Below are 14,134 nucleotides of genomic sequence, written 5' to 3'. Positions count from 1 at the left end.
CGCACTTCGCTGGCGACGATAATGCCGCCAGCTTTTTGATGGAATAAGGCGTGCCATGCACCACGATATAAACGAACCGGCGAACACCGTCAGCAAAGATGCGCCACCGACAGGTACGCAGACGCTTCTGCGCGGTCTGGGCGTGGTGCAGGCGGTGGCCAGTGGCGCGCGCGATCTGAAGGAGATTGCGCGGATCATCGGCACCACCCGCAGCACCACCCACCGGCTGGTCAGTTGCCTGGTGGAGGAGCGTTACCTGCGGGTGCTGCCACAGGTCGGTTATCTATTGGGGCCGAAGCTGATCGAACTGGGCTTTCAGGCCCGCGAGGAAGTGCCGCTGGCGATGCTGGCGCGCCCGTACCTTGACGAGCTGTCGGTGCTGACCGGTGACACCGTGCATCTGGCGATTCGTGAAGGTGATGAGGTGTTGTACCTGCATAAAAATCCGGGGCGCAACGGCCCGGAAATGCGCTCGCGAGTTGGCCATCGGATGCCCTTGGCGCGCACCGGGATCGGCAAGGCGCTGATCATCGATTGCACGCAGGAAGAGTGGTTGCGTCTGTATGAAGTAAGCCGACCCGTGGACGGCAAATCGGCGTTGTGGCCGCAGCATCCCGAACAGTCATGGGAGCAATTTCTGCAACGGATGCGTGATTATCTGGCGGGTGGTTACGCGTTCGATCTGGAGGACAACGAACCGTCGATTCGTTGCGTGGCCGCGCCGGTACGGGATGCCGGCAACGCTATCGTCGCCGGCATCAGCATTGCCAGTACCGTGCCGTATATGCCTTTGGGGAAGATGGCCGAGTTGATCCCGCTGATCAAACAGGCTGCAGCGCGACTCTCGGCCGAGTTGGGTTCGAAAGCCTGATCAGGCCTTCAAGGTCGCCATATCGATCACGAAACGGTACTTCACGTCGCCTTTGACCACGCGTTCAAAGGCTTCGTTGATGTTGCGGATGTCGAGCATTTCGATGTCGCAGGTGATGCTGTGCTCGGCACAGAAATCCAGCACTTCCTGGGTTTCCACCAGACCGCCAATCATCGAGCCGGCGATCACCCGACGCTTGGCCACCAGGTTGAACGCATGCACCGGTGGTTCCATGTGTTCGATCAGACCTACCAGAATATGCACGCCATCAAAGGTCAGGGTTTGCAGGTAGGGGTTGAGGTCGTGCTGCACCGGAATGGTGTCCAGCAGGAAGTTGAAACGGCCTGCCGCAGCCTTCATTTGCTTGGCGTCGGTGGACACGATCACGTGGTCCGCGCCTTGACGACGGGCTTCTTCGGCCTTGGCTTCGGAACGGGTGAACAAGGTCACTTCTGCGCCCATGGCTTTGGCGAACTTGATGCCCATGTGGCCCAAACCGCCCATGCCGAGTACACCGACTTTATCGCCTTTTTTCACCCCGAAATGCTTCAGCGGCGAGTAGGTGGTGATCCCGGCGCAAAGGATCGGCGCAGCGCTGGCAAGATCCAGTGTTGCCGGAATGCTCAGCACGAAGCGTTCGCTGACCACGATGCTGCTGGAGTATCCGCCCATGGTCAGGGTGCCGTCGATGCGGTCTTTCGAGGCGTAGGTTTGGGTCGGGCCTTCAACGCAGTATTGCTCGAGGTTGGATTCGCAGGCTTCGCAATGACGGCAGGAGTCCACCAGACAGCCGACGCCGACCATATCGCCGACCTTGTAGCGGTTGACGTCAGCACCGACTGAGGTGACCTTGCCGACGATTTCATGGCCGGGCATCAGTGGATAGGAGGCAAAACCCCATTCGTTGCGGGCCTGGTGGATATCGGAGTGACAGACGCCACAAAACAGCACTTCGATGGCGACGTCGTCGGCTCGTGGGGTGCGGCGTTCGAAGTTCATGGGCGCAAGGGGAGCGGTTGACGTTTGGGCGGCGTAACCGATGGCTTTGATCATGTTGAACCTCGCAAGAGACGGGTGGGATACAGCGGACCATTTTCGCTGGGCAGGGCGCAGTCGACCATGACTATTCCTCTGAGTGATATGCCTAATCCTGCAAGGCGGGCACAAAAAAGGCTCCCGAAGGAGCCTTTTTATACCTGACTGTCTCGTCCTGAATAAGGTTTACACCTTCTGACCTATCTTCAGGAGGATGTAATGGAATCAGGCAAAAGGCGGAGCCAGCGTGACTACACGCTAGCCTTTAAATTATCGGTCGTAGACCAAGTCGAAAAAGGCGAGTTGGGTTATAAAGAAGCCCAACGGCGCTATGGCATCCAAGGCCGGTCCACGGTGCTGGTCTGGTTACGCAAGCATGGTCGGCAGGACTGGAGCCTAGGCGCATCAATTCGAGAGCCGAGGAACAGGTCCATGACCGAACCAAACCTCCCGTTGACGCCCGAGCAACGGATCAAAGAGCTTGAAGAACAGTTGGCGCTAAGCAACCAGAAAGCGCAGTTCTTTGAAGCTGTCGTGAACGTTCTGAAAAACGACTACGGTGTTTGCGTCGTAAAAAAGCGATCCGGCAAGTCCTCACCCAAGGGCAAATCAAAGACCTGAGCATTTCCAGGGCTTGCCAGTTCATGGGCATTTCCCGACAGGCATATTACAAACGTAACCGAGCGTTTGACGCGCGCGCGAAGAGCGCCCAAACCGTAATGGGCTTCGTTCTTGAGACGCGCCTTCAGTTGCCTCGGTTAGGTACTCGCAAGCTGCATAGTCTGATGCACTCAGAGCCCGACGAGGCCCTGAAGGTCGGTCGAGACCGGCTGTTTGATATCTTGCGTGACCGCCGTCAGCTGGTTCAGCGCAAGCGTGCCTATCACAAGACAACTGACAGCCATCATCGCTTTCGCCGACACCCCAACCTGCTCAAACCTGGCCCTAATCAGGCTGTGGCTACAGGTCCCGAGCAGGTTTGGGTCGCAGATATCACCTACTTGCCTACGCAGCAAAGTGTCGTTTATCTGAGCTTGGTGACGGACGCTTACTCTCGCAAGATTGTCGGCTATCACGTGCATGAAAGCCTGCACACGGCATCAGTCATCCAGGCAATGAGTAAAGCGCTGCGACAAAGGAAAACCGATCAGCTACTGGTTCATCACTCGGATAGAGGTGCCCAGTATTGCTCTGATCTTTACCAAAGGCTGCACGCCAAGCATGGCGTCAGGTGTTCGATGACCGATGGCTATGACTGCTATCAGAACGCGCTCGCAGAGCGTGTGAACGGCATTTTGAAAACAGAATTCTTGCTGCACCGCCCCAAGGACTTGGCTGATGCGACCCACATGGTTGGAGAGTCTGTAAGGATCTACAACGAGAAGCGGCCCCACCTAGCCTTGAAATACAAAACGCCCGATGCGGTGCATCGGGCGTTTTTGAAGTGAAACAGGTGTAAACCTATTTCAGGACTAGACAGACCACACAGGGATCGCATTTTCCGTGCGACCGGCGATCCGCGCTTACATGTTCGGGTAAGTCGGACCACCTGCACCTTCTGGGGCGACCCAGGTGATGTTCTGCGACGGATCCTTGATGTCGCACGTCTTGCAGTGCACGCAGTTCTGCGCGTTGATCTGGAAGCGCTTCTCGCCGTCTTCCTTGGTGATCACTTCATACACGCCGGCCGGGCAGTAGCGCTGCGCCGGTTCGTCATACAACGGCAGGTTGGTGCCGATCGGGATGCTCGGGTCGGTCAACTTCAAGTGGCACGGTTGTTCTTCTTCATGGTTGGTGCTGGAGAGGAACACCGAGCTGAGCTTGTCGAAGCTGAGTTTTCCGTCTGGCTTCGGGTAGTTGATCTTCGTCGAGTCGGCGGCCAGCTTCATGCAAGCGTAGTCCGGCTTGGTGTCGTGCAGAGTGAACGGGATCTTGCCGCCGAACAGGTTCTGGTCAACGAAGTTGAACGCGCCGCCGAGGATCGGGCCGAACTTGTGCAGGGCAGGGCCGAAGTTACGGCTGGCGAACAGTTCTTCGTACAGCCAGCTGCCTTTAAATGCGTCGACGTAGGTGGTCAGCTCATCACCACCTTCCTTGCCGGCGAACAGCGCATCGGCCACGGCGTCGGCGGCGAGCATGCCGGACTTCATCGCGGTATGGCTGCCTTTGATCTTGGCGAAGTTCAGGGTGCCGAGGTCGCACCCGATCAGTGCGCCGCCCGGGAAGACCATTTTCGGCAGGGAGTTCAGGCCGCCTTTGCAGATCGCCCGCGCGCCGTAGCTGATGCGCTTGCCGCCTTCCAGGTACTGGCTGATCACCGGGTGGTGCTTGAGGCGCTGGAACTCATCGAACGGCGACAGGAAGGCGTTGCCGTAGGACAGGTCGACGATCAGGCCGACCACCACCTGGTTGTTTTCCAGGTGATACAGGAAGGAGCCACCGGTGTTCTCGGTGCCCATCACGTCCAGCGGCCAGCCAGCGGTGTGGACCACCAGGCCTTGTTCGTGTTTGGCCGGATCGACTTCCCAGATTTCTTTCAGGCCGATGCCGTAGTGCTGGGCGTCGGCTTCGCTGTCGAGGTTGAAGCGCTTGAGCAGTTGCTTGCCAATGTGGCCACGGCAACCTTCGGCGAACAGCGTGTACTTGCCGCGCAGTTCCATGCCGGGGGTATACAGGCCTTCTTTAGGGTGGCCTTCGCGGTCGACGCCCAGATCACCAGTGATGATCCCGCGGACCACGCCGTTTTCGTCGAACAGCGCTTCCTGGGCGGCGAAGCCAGGGTAGATCTCGACGCCCAGGTTCTCGGCCTGCTGCGCCAGCCAGCGGCACAGGTTGCCCAGCGAGATAATATAGTTGCCTTCGTTGTGCATGGTCTTGGGCACGAACATACCCGGCACTTTGCTGGCGCTGTCGGCACTCTTGAGTACGAAGATGTCGTCGCGTTTGACTGGGGTGTTCAGCGGGGCGCCGAGCTCTTTCCAGTCAGGGAACAGCTCATTCAGGGCGCGCGGTTCGAACACGGCACCGGACAGAATGTGGGCGCCGACTTCGGAACCTTTTTCCACCACGCAGACGCTGATTTCCTTACCGGCTTCGGCGGCCTTTTGCTTCAGGCGGCATGCGGCGGACAGCCCGGCAGGGCCTGCACCGACGATGACTACGTCGAATTCCATGTATTCGCGTTCCACAGGCTATCTCCTACTCAAGGCTCAACAGTATTTTTTTATATGCATCAGGTGCAGCGCCGCGCAGGGGATATTGGTTACCATGTCGCGTCGTAATCGCGCGCATTATATCTACACCACCGCGCAGGTCCAATACAAACGTTTGTTTGAATTTGTAGCGCGTTCTAGAATTGGCTACATGTTCGTCTTGTGACTGGCCATTTTGCCGTATTGACCAGAAATGACGTTCCGGTCAAGATACGGTCGGTTTTGCGCTCGTCGTAGGCTAAGCGTTGGTTTCAAGGGCACCTCTAAAAGCGTTGCTACAGTTTTTTTAGAGGTGCCCTTCTTGCCGCCGCGTATCAATCGCCAGGTTCCACCCGGCGACTTTCTTTTCATCGGAGAGTAACGAGGAATCCATGAAGGTTCTTGTAGCTGTCAAACGAGTGGTCGACTACAACGTCAAGGTTCGCGTCAAAGCGGACAACTCTGGCGTCGATCTCGCCAACGTCAAAATGTCGATGAACCCCTTCTGCGAAATTGCCGTGGAAGAAGCCGTGCGCCTGAAGGAAAAAGGTGTTGCGACCGAGATCGTCGTGGTGTCCGTTGGCCCGAGCACTGCTCAGGAACAACTGCGTACCGCGCTGGCTCTGGGGGCTGACCGCGCTATCCTCGTCGAATGCGCTGACGACCTGAATTCCCTGGCTGTGGCCAAGTTGCTCAAGGCCGTGGTCGACAAAGAACAACCGCAGTTGGTGATCCTGGGCAAACAGGCCATCGACAGCGACAACAACCAGACTGGCCAGATGCTGGCGGCGTTGAGCGGTTACGCTCAAGGCACCTTCGCATCCAAGGTCGAAGTGTCTGGCGACAAAGTCAGCGTCACTCGTGAAGTCGACGCCGGCCTGCAGACTGTTTCCCTGAGCCTGCCTGCGATCGTGACCACAGACCTGCGTCTGAACGAGCCACGTTACGCCTCCCTGCCGAACATCATGAAAGCCAAGAAGAAGCCGCTTGAAGTGGTGACTCCGGATGCTTTGGGCGTTTCCACCGCCTCCACCAACAAAACCCTGAAAGTCGAAGCGCCTGCTACCCGCAGTGCTGGCATCAAGGTCAAGTCGGTGGCTGAACTGGTCGAGAAACTGAAAAACGAAGCGAAGGTAATCTAAATGACTATCTTGGTTATTGCTGAATACGAAAATGGCCACGTTGCACCGGCCACTCTGAATACTGTGGCTGCTGCTGTAAAAATCGGCGGCGACATCCACGTTTTGGTTGCTGGCGCCGGTGTTGGCGCGGTGGCTGAAGCCGCAGCGAAAATCGCTGGCGTGGCGAAAGTGCTGGTCGCGGACAACGCTGCCTACGCTCACCAGTTGCCAGAAAACGTTGCGCCACTGGTCGTAGAACTGAGCACGTCCTACAGCCACATTCTGGCTGCAGCCACGTCCAACGGTAAAAATATCCTGCCGCGCGTTGCCGCGCAGCTGGACGTTGATCAGATCTCCGAGATCATTACCGTAGAGAGCGCTGACACCTTCAAGCGTCCGATCTATGCCGGTAACGCGATTGCCACCGTGCAGTCGTCGGCTGCGATCAAAGTGATCACCGTGCGTGCCACCGGTTTTGACCCGGTTGCTGCTGAAGGTGGTTCGGCGTCGGTTGAAGCTGTCTCGGCTGCTCACGACGCGGGCAAATCGTCCTTCGTTGGCGAAGAACTGGCCAAGTCCGATCGTCCAGAACTGACCGCTGCCAAAATCGTCGTTTCGGGCGGTCGTGGCATGCAGAACGGTGATAACTTCAAACACCTGTACGCGCTGGCTGACAAGCTGGGCGCTGCGGTGGGTGCTTCGCGTGCTGCGGTCGATGCCGGTTTCGTACCGAACGACATGCAGGTCGGTCAGACCGGCAAAATCGTCGCGCCACAGCTGTACATTGCGGTCGGTATCTCCGGCGCGATCCAGCATTTGGCGGGTATGAAGGACTCCAAAGTGATCGTGGCGATCAACAAGGACGAAGACGCTCCAATCTTCCAGGTGGCTGATTACGGCCTGGTGGCGGACTTGTTCGAAGCAATTCCCGAGTTTGAGAAGCTGGTTTAATCCAGCGTCTTAACTTATAAAGAGACCCGTTCATTTCGGGCAGTAAAGTTCGCCATCGTGTGCAGACTTTTACTGTTTGGAATGAACGGGTTTTTTATTGCCTGGCGTTTTTCTCGCGTTGAAAAAGGGATTTATTCATGAGCGCCCTCCGGCTGCTGTTGCCATTGATCTTGTCCGGGCTGTTCGTGTTGCCGTTGTCTGCCTTTGCCGCGGGCAGATGTGAGCGACTGATTGTGACCGGCAGTCCCGATACGCCGCCTTACTTATGGCGTGATCCGCAGGACCCAGGCCATTTGATCGGTGCCAACGCTGATCTGTTCAAGCAGGCAGTGCACGCCATCGGTTTGAAAGTCGAGGTGCTGTACGCCGGTAAACGCAGCCAGGCGATGGACGAAGTGCATGCCGGGCGCATGGACATGCTGATCGACGCACCACTGAGCCTGTCTGAACTGGATTCGGTGGATTACGTTTATCCGGCGTTGATCCCCGGTGAACTCATGACCCGAATTCCGTCTCTCGACGCCGCCGGACAATCAGCCGCGCCGGATAAAAGCGGGCTGTTCCTCGCGCTGTCGTTCAATTCCGTCTGTAATGACCCGTGGTTGCGCGGACAGTTGGCGAAAAAAATGACAGAATTCGCCACCTCTGGCCTGGCCAGTGATGCATTGCAACGCAATCTAGAGCGGTGGAAGGCACATTCGTCACTGCCGGCCAGCGTCCCAAATCAGTAGGAATGTTTTTGTGAGTATTCGACCTTTATTCGTTGTTGCGACCTTTGCTGCATTGGTCGGCTGTGCCAGCGACCCGGCACCGATCGAACAGTTGCGGTTGACTGACCGGGCCGTCGAACAAGCCAAGGCCGTGGGGGCCACTGATGACGTGGCGGAAATGGCCTTGGCGCAAAGCAAGCTGGTAGAGGCCCACGCCGACATGGCTAACAGCGCCTTCAAGCAGGCGCGGATGCAGGCCGAACAGGCAGAGTTGGACGCGCGTCTCGCTGAAGCGAAGGTGCTGACGGAAAAAAGCCAGGAGCAATTGAGTCAGGTCGACATCCGGGTCACTCGTCTGCGCAAGCAAGTGAGGGATGCGCAATGAACCGCCTTCCTCGTGTGATCAGTGTGGTGATGTTGCTCGGTTCGGCGGGACTGTACGGTTGTGCCGGGCATCAAGACAGTGAGCGGGCGCTGCAACAGGCCGGCAGCGACTTTCAAAAAGTCAAAGAAGACCCCAATGTGCTGCGCGGTGCGCCCAAGGATGTGATTCGCGCCGGGGAATCGTTGGCGCGAGCTGACCGGTTATCCAATTATTGGGGCAGTGGCGCGGACGTGATTCATTACGCCTACCTCAGTCGTCGCTACAGTGAAATCGCCCGCGAACATACGCAATTGATGCTCAATCAGGAGCAATTGGCCAAGGCCGAAATGGAGCGTCAGCGCCTGCAGTTGGCGTTGCGCGAGGCCAAGTTGTCCAGCGTTCAGCAGCAGGGCAAGTACCTGGAAGAACAGATGGTCGCTCTGGCGACGCAGACTGATCGCGGGCTGGTCATGACCCTGGGCGATGTGTTGTTCGACACCGGCGAAGCAGAGCTGAATAACTCGGCGAATCGTGCGGTGCTGAAACTGGTGCAGTTTCTGCAGTTCAACCCCAAGCGCACGATCCGTGTCGAGGGCTACACCGATAACACCGGCGACAAGCAGGAAAACCTGAAGCTGTCACACGCCCGCGCACAATCGGTGGCGGATGTGTTGGCGGATCTGGGAATCGACGAATCGCGCGTTCAGGTGGAAGGCTACGGCGATGAATTTCCCATTGAAGCCAACGCATCGGAGCGGGGCAGGGCGAAGAATCGTCGGGTTGAAATCGTGTTTTCTGATGAGAAAGGTCAGTTAGGCGCTACCCGCTAAGAAAAAAGATGAAAAAAACCTGGCGGCCGAAAGGTGCCGGGTTTTTTATTGTCCATTAAATGCTGATCATTGGCTGTTATGCCGTGTTAAATCTTTATTCAGCGCAGAGAAGTACTATCCTTAGGGGAAACTGTCCCAGTACACTTCACAACTGTTACGGTAGGCGTCCGTCTTAAAAGCCATATAAAAACGAGATGTCAGCAGTATCCGAGGGCCGTGTCATGACCAATCTTTTGCTTTATCAACGTATCGCTCAGCAACTGGCTGAGGATATTCGTCGTGGCGTTTATCAGCCGGGTGAGCGCGTACCTTCGGTACGCAAGATGAGTTCGCAGCTCAATGTCAGTCATGCGACTGTCTTGCAGGCGTATGCGAACCTCGAAGATCAGGGCTTGATCCGGGCACGGCCGCAATCCGGTTACTACGTCCACCAGACGCCTGCGCTGACCGCGCAGACCCCGGATATCGCCCGGGTTGAGCGTCCAGGGCTGGTCACGCGCAGCAGCATCATCCAGCAGGTATTGGTTGAGTCCCGCCGTGAAGGGGTGTTTCCGCTGGGGGCAGCAGTGCCTTCGGTTGATTACTTGCCGGTGCGCGCGCTGCATCAACAGATCGCCAAAGTGACGCGTTTTCAAAGCCCGCGGGCGTTCAGCTATATGTTCAGCCCTGGTTTTGAGCCGTTGCGGCGCCAAGTGGCGATTCGGATGCGCGACGCCGGGGTGGTGGTCGACCAATCCGAAGTGGTAATTACCCACGGTTGTGTCGATGCGCTGCAAATGTCATTGCGCGTATTGACCCGCCCGGGCGATCTGATTGCAGCCGAGTCGCCGACGTATTACGGCCTGTTGCAGCTGGCGGACTTGTTGGGCCTCAAGGTCATCGAGATTCCCAGCGATCCCGCCACCGGGATCAGCCTCGAAGCCTTGCAGTTGGCGGCCAACCAATGGTCGATCAAGGCGTTGGTGATGACCTCGCGGCTGAGCAATCCCTTGGGCGGTACGGTGCCCGAAGAGCGGCAGAAGCAGTTGCTGCGCCTGGCCACCGACTTCGATATCCAGATTGTCGAAGACGACATTTATGGCGAGCTGATGTTCGAACTGGGTCGAACCAAGGCCTTGAAAGCCTTCGATCGGCTGGGGCATGTGATTTATTGCTCAAGCTTCTCCAAGACCTTGTCGCCCGGCGTGCGCATCGGTTGGATGATTGCGGGGAAATACCAGGCAGAAATTCAGCGTTTGCAGACCTTCAGCACCCATTCCGCCTGCAGTGTGACGCAGATGGGAGTTGCCGCTTATCTGGAAAATGGCGGTTACGACCGACATTTGCGCTTTATTCGCCAGGAATACCGCAAGAACCTCAGCGCGTTTCAGTTGGCGGTGCAGCAATATTTTCCCGAAGGCACGCAAATGAGTCGCCCCACCGGCGGATTTATCCTGTGGGTGAGCTTGCCGGGGCGGGTTAATACGCAGGAATTGCATGTGCGGGCGCTGGAGCAGGGGATCAGCATCGCGCCAGGGCTGATTTTCAGCAATACAGAGCAGTTCAATCACTGCATTCGACTGAACTGTGGGATTCCGTGGAATCGCGAGGCGGATCGTGCGCTCATGACCCTTGGCATGCTGGCCAAACAGCTGTGTCTGGAAGCTGCCCCCGCTTATTAGCGGCATTCGGCGGAGGAAAACACCTCCGTCGAGGGTAATATCAAGGTAAATTTCCTTCCATTTGCTTGTCATGTCGGGTGCAACAGGCGAGCATATGGCTTATTGATCATCTTCTGCCTGTGTCTATGAACTCCTTTCGTTATGTCGGGTTGTTACTGGTTGTGCTGCTAAGCGCCTGTGACGCTCAAAATACTGCTGCGCCTGCACCTAAAGTAACCGCCGTACCCCCAACTGTTGTGCCTGCTGAGGCAACTGCGAAACCTGCCGCAGAGGCTGTGCTGGCGCCTATCGTTGAGCCTGCACCCTTTAAGGAGCTGGCGCGTGAGCCGGTGCATGAGCTCGCCCCGAGTGTGCCGGTGGTGCCCGTGGTGGTGACAACGACGTCCTTCCTGGAGAAAAGATCGACAGTAGGCAAAGCCGACAAGCCGGCCCGCGAGAAAGGTAAGTCCGAAGTGGCACCGACGCCCGTCAAAGACCGAGCGTCAGTGGCCAGTAAATCGAAGCCGGCGGCGCAGATGGTCCAGCAAACTCATCTTCCTCGGGTGCCTCTGGATTTGAGCCTGCCCAGCAGCATGGCCGAGGGCGTACAGCCTGTCGGTAAAGTCGAACCCATCGTGCGCAAATCAGTGTTGCCGCAACTGCTGGGCGAGAAAAAAACCACCAAAGACAGCCCGTTTCAGCTCAATGGCCGCCTGTTGAGCAATGAAATGCAGCTGCAACTGCGTAACGAAGCACGTCAGAGCCAGATTGACGGCGCCGCCCTCGAGTTTGAGTTCAAACAGTAACGCCCTCTCTTGTCCGTCAATGACCGGATTTCAAACGGTCGTTTAAGCGGGTACTATCTCGGTTGATCAAGCTCGGTTAATCAACCGCCGCCTTTTGCAAGGATATTCGTCATGGACTGCCGTCCGGATTGTGGGGCCTGCTGCATTGCGCCCTCCATCAGTTCGCCCATTCCAGGTATGCCCAACGGTAAACCTGCTGGAGAACGCTGCCTGCATCTGTCTGTCGAACTGCTGTGTGATTTGTTCGGTCAGCCGGAGCGTCCTTCGGTGTGCAGTGCTTTTGCGCCCAATGAAGACAGTTGTGGCTCCAGTCAGGCCGAGGCCATTCGGTTGATTGGCTGGTGGGAGCAGGCGACGGCGGTGGCGTAAACACAGTTGGCTGATAGTTGCCGACTGGCCGGAATTGATTGACCGTAAACCGATAGACCGGAACTTTGAAAATAAGGAATACAACAATGGGTTCGTTGCATCGGATGGCTGCTGTAGGGGGTTTGGTTGTATTGATGGCGGGCGTTGCGCACGCGGATGACTGGCAGGTGGCCAAAGATGAGGCGGGGATCAAAGTCTCCCTGAGCGAAGTCGCTGGCTCGCAGTACAAGGCTTATCGCGGCGTGACCACGATCAAGGCCAGTGTGGCCAAGTTGCGCGGTCTTCTGGAAGATGCGCCGGGCTCCTGTGCCTGGATTCATGAATGCAAATCGCAGAAAGTGCTCAAGCTTGAGGGTGCCAAGAGCTGGACCTATAGCCAATTCAACACGCCGTGGCCCGTGACTCCGCGTGACTCGGTGATGCTGGTGACGACCGAGGAGGGCGCTGACGGCAGCCTGACCCGCAAGTTGCAGGGGCAGCCGACCTACATCCCTGAAGAGAAGGGTTTTGTACGGGTCGCGCAAGTCGAGGGTTTCTGGAAGTTCGTGCCCAAGGGCGCCAACCAGACCGAGGTGACCTATCAGGTGCACACTGAGCCGGGCGGTAGCGTGCCGTCGTGGCTGGCCAACAAGTTCGTGGTAGAAGCGCCGTTCAATACCTTGAAGGGGTTGAAGGACAGGGCTGAGCAGAACTGACACTTCACTCTGTAGGAGCGAACTTGTTCGCGAGACGGTAGGGCTGGCACACCGAGTCGAGCCTCTCGCCAACAAGTTGGCTCCTACAAAAAGCATTCTGCGTCAGGAATAAAAAAGGGCTGCCAATCGGCAGCCCTTTTTTGTGTCCGACGCTAAGGTCGACGCTTACTTGCGGTCTTCCAGTGGAACGATGTCGCGCGGCGTATAGCCGGTGTACAGCTGGCGTGGACGGCCAATCTTGTACGGGCTGGAGAGCATTTCTTTCCAGTGCGAGATCCAGCCGACAGTCCGCGCCAGGGCGAAGATTACGGTGAACATGCTGGTCGGAATGCCGATCGCCTTGAGGATGATGCCCGAATAGAAGTCTACGTTCGGGTACAGCGAGCGCTCGATGAAGTACGGATCGGTCAGCGCGATCTCTTCGAGACGCATGGCCAGCTCCAGTTGCGGGTCGTTGGTGATACCCAACTCGCGCAGCACTTCGTCGCAGGTCTGCTTCATCACAGTGGCGCGCGGGTCGCGGTTTTTGTAGACGCGGTGACCGAAGCCCATCAACTTGAATGGATCGTTCTTGTCTTTGGCCTTGGCGATGAACTTGTCGATGTTGGACACATCTCCGATTTCATCGAGCATCGACAGTACCGCTTCGTTGGCGCCGCCGTGTGCCGGGCCCCAAAGAGCCGCGATGCCGGCTGCGATACAGGCGAACGGGTTGGCACCCGAGGAGCCTGCCATGCGCACGGTGGACGTCGAAGCGTTCTGCTCGTGATCGGCGTGCAGGATAAAGATCTTGTCCATCGCCTTGGCCAACACCGGGCTGATCGGTTTGATCTCGCACGGGGTGTTGAACATCATGTGCAGGAAGTTTTCGGCGTAGTTCAGGTCGTTACGCGGGTACATCATGGGTTGGCCCATGGAGTACTTGTAAACCATCGCCGCCAGGGTTGGCATCTTGGCAACCAGGCGGACCGCGGAAATTTCGCGGTGCTGCGGGTTATTGATGTCCAGGGAGTCGTGATAGAACGCCGACAGGGCGCCAACCACGCCGCACATGACGGCCATCGGGTGAGCGTCGCGACGGAAGCCGTTGAAGAAGGTCTTCAACTGCTCGTGAACCATGGTGTGATTTTTCACGATGGCCACGAATTGCGCCTTTTGCTCGATGGTCGGCAGTTCGCCGTTGAGCAGCAGGTAGCAGGTTTCCAGGTAGTCCGATTGCTCGGCCAGTTGTTCGATCGGGTAGCCGCGGTGCAGCAGGATCCCGTTATCACCGTCGATGTAGGTGATCTTCGACTCGCAAGAGGCGGTCGACATGAAACCAGGGTCAAATGTGAAGCGGCCGGTGGCGGTGAGACCGCGGACGTCGATTACATCGGGACCAACGGTGCCGGTCAGAATGGGCAGCTCGACGGGGGCTGCGCCCTCGATGATCAACTGCGCTTTTTTGTCAGCCATGTGGCCTCCTATTTATGCTTCAAATCATCAGACAGACCCCCCACGCAGGGCCCGCACCACTATAGTGAGATATATTCTAAAGTCAATTTGCGTAAA

14 protein-coding genes are annotated in these 14,134 nt (G+C 57.3%); 11 read left to right on the top strand and 3 right to left on the bottom strand.

Translation table 11 applies throughout. The features are described from left to right. Nucleotides 1-67: 67 nt before the first annotated feature. Nucleotides 68-871 (top strand): IclR family transcriptional regulator, encoded by an 804-nt coding sequence (locus ACF0H7_RS18920; protein ID WP_397453946.1) that lies wholly within the window; start codon nucleotides 68-70, stop codon nucleotides 869-871. Here ACF0H7_RS18920 and ACF0H7_RS18915 read toward each other — a convergent pair whose 3' ends face one another. Next, nucleotides 872-1,924 (bottom strand): NAD(P)-dependent alcohol dehydrogenase, encoded by a 1,053-nt coding sequence (locus ACF0H7_RS18915; protein ID WP_397448422.1) that lies wholly within the window; start codon nucleotides 1,922-1,924, stop codon nucleotides 872-874. A gap of 201 nt (nucleotides 1,925-2,125) precedes the next feature. Between ACF0H7_RS18915 and ACF0H7_RS18910 the strand changes: the two genes are divergently transcribed. After that, nucleotides 2,126-3,354 (top strand): IS3 family transposase gene (locus ACF0H7_RS18910; protein WP_397448421.1). Its coding sequence is split into 2 segments (ribosomal slippage): nucleotides 2,126-2,477 and nucleotides 2,477-3,354, totalling 1,230 coding nucleotides; the frame shifts between segments, so codons are not numbered across the junction. Between the two features lie 75 nt (nucleotides 3,355-3,429). Here the strand turns inward: ACF0H7_RS18910 and ACF0H7_RS18905 are convergent. Next, nucleotides 3,430-5,094: an electron transfer flavoprotein-ubiquinone oxidoreductase gene (locus ACF0H7_RS18905; RefSeq protein ID WP_397448420.1), complete on the bottom strand. Its 1,665-nt coding sequence runs from the start codon at nucleotides 5,092-5,094 to the stop codon at nucleotides 3,430-3,432. 395 nt (nucleotides 5,095-5,489) lie between these two features. On the opposite strand from ACF0H7_RS18905, the gene ACF0H7_RS18900 reads away from it, so the two are divergent. The 9 genes from ACF0H7_RS18900 to ACF0H7_RS18860 all read left to right on the top strand — a co-directional run bounded on the left by ACF0H7_RS18900 (nucleotide 5,490) and on the right by ACF0H7_RS18860 (nucleotide 12,583). Beyond that, the gene (locus tag ACF0H7_RS18900; RefSeq protein WP_397448419.1) at nucleotides 5,490-6,239 is read left to right on the top strand and encodes an electron transfer flavoprotein subunit beta/FixA family protein; all 750 of its coding nucleotides are present in this window, start codon (nucleotides 5,490-5,492) and stop codon (nucleotides 6,237-6,239) included. Continuing rightward, on the top strand, nucleotides 6,240-7,169 hold the full coding sequence (locus tag ACF0H7_RS18895; RefSeq protein WP_397448418.1) for an electron transfer flavoprotein subunit alpha/FixB family protein: 930 nt from the start codon (nucleotides 6,240-6,242) through the stop codon (nucleotides 7,167-7,169). Between the two features lie 137 nt (nucleotides 7,170-7,306). Beyond that, entirely contained in the window at nucleotides 7,307-7,900 is a 594-nt protein-coding gene (locus ACF0H7_RS18890) for a hypothetical protein (protein WP_397448417.1), read from the top strand. A gap of 10 nt (nucleotides 7,901-7,910) precedes the next feature. After that, entirely contained in the window at nucleotides 7,911-8,264 is a 354-nt protein-coding gene (locus tag ACF0H7_RS18885) for a DUF4398 domain-containing protein (RefSeq protein ID WP_397448416.1), read from the top strand. Beyond that, a complete protein-coding gene (locus tag ACF0H7_RS18880) occupies nucleotides 8,261-9,073 on the top strand; it encodes an OmpA family protein (protein ID WP_397448415.1) in 813 nt (270 codons plus the stop codon). Before ACF0H7_RS18885 ends, ACF0H7_RS18880 begins: the two co-directional genes overlap by 4 nt. A gap of 221 nt (nucleotides 9,074-9,294) precedes the next feature. Beyond that, a complete protein-coding gene (locus ACF0H7_RS18875) occupies nucleotides 9,295-10,734 on the top strand; it encodes a PLP-dependent aminotransferase family protein (protein WP_397448414.1) in 1,440 nt (479 codons plus the stop codon). A gap of 275 nt (nucleotides 10,735-11,009) precedes the next feature. Continuing rightward, nucleotides 11,010-11,519 (top strand): translation initiation factor 2, encoded by a 510-nt coding sequence (locus ACF0H7_RS18870; RefSeq protein WP_397448413.1) that lies wholly within the window; start codon nucleotides 11,010-11,012, stop codon nucleotides 11,517-11,519. Between the two features lie 111 nt (nucleotides 11,520-11,630). Beyond that, nucleotides 11,631-11,888, top strand: a complete 258-nt coding sequence (locus tag ACF0H7_RS18865) for a YkgJ family cysteine cluster protein (RefSeq protein ID WP_397448412.1) — start codon at nucleotides 11,631-11,633, stop codon at nucleotides 11,886-11,888. An 86-nt stretch (nucleotides 11,889-11,974) separates the two neighbouring features. Beyond that, a complete protein-coding gene (locus tag ACF0H7_RS18860) occupies nucleotides 11,975-12,583 on the top strand; it encodes an START domain-containing protein (RefSeq protein WP_397448411.1) in 609 nt (202 codons plus the stop codon). 165 nt (nucleotides 12,584-12,748) lie between these two features. On the opposite strand, the gene gltA is transcribed toward ACF0H7_RS18860, so the two are convergent. Then, the gene (gltA, locus tag ACF0H7_RS18855; protein WP_397448410.1) at nucleotides 12,749-14,038 is read right to left on the bottom strand and encodes a citrate synthase; all 1,290 of its coding nucleotides are present in this window, start codon (nucleotides 14,036-14,038) and stop codon (nucleotides 12,749-12,751) included. Between the last annotated feature and the right edge of the window lie 96 nt (nucleotides 14,039-14,134).

The organism is Pseudomonas sp. NA-150 (genome assembly GCF_044336365.1).
GTDB lineage: Bacteria > Pseudomonadota > Gammaproteobacteria > Pseudomonadales > Pseudomonadaceae > Aquipseudomonas.
The sequence above is the reverse complement of the archived record's forward strand: the minus strand, read 5'-3'. Positions and strand labels throughout refer to the sequence as shown.